General features: G+C 71.1%; 1 protein-coding gene. It reads right to left on the bottom strand.

Features of this window, described 5'->3' with window-relative positions; translation table 11 throughout:
- Positions 1-63 precede the first annotated feature (63 nt).
- Positions 64-228 (bottom strand): efflux RND transporter permease subunit (locus ACFIKI_RS08680; protein WP_375666819.1); only part of this gene is annotated, 165 nt, incomplete at its 5' end.

Genomic DNA, 228 nt, shown 5'->3' with positions numbered 1-228 from the left:
AAGAGAGTCCGGCAAGGCCTTGCGCCCTGCAGTGGGGAGAGGTGGTGGTGGTGTGGGTGGTGCTCATGACCGGGCCTCCCGCTTACGCCGCGGCAGGCCGAAGCGTTCGAACAGCAAAGGCAGCAGAAGCAGGGTCAGCGCCGTGGAGCTGACCAGCCCGCCCGCCACCACGATGGCCAGCGGCCGCTGGATCTCCGAGCCCGGCCCGCTGGCCCGCAGCAGCGGCAC

This window comes from Bartonella sp. TT121SHDZB (assembly GCF_042193415.1).
Classification (GTDB): Bacteria; Pseudomonadota; Alphaproteobacteria; order Rhizobiales; family Rhizobiaceae; genus Bartonella.
This window is presented reverse-complemented; position numbering and strand designations above follow the sequence as displayed.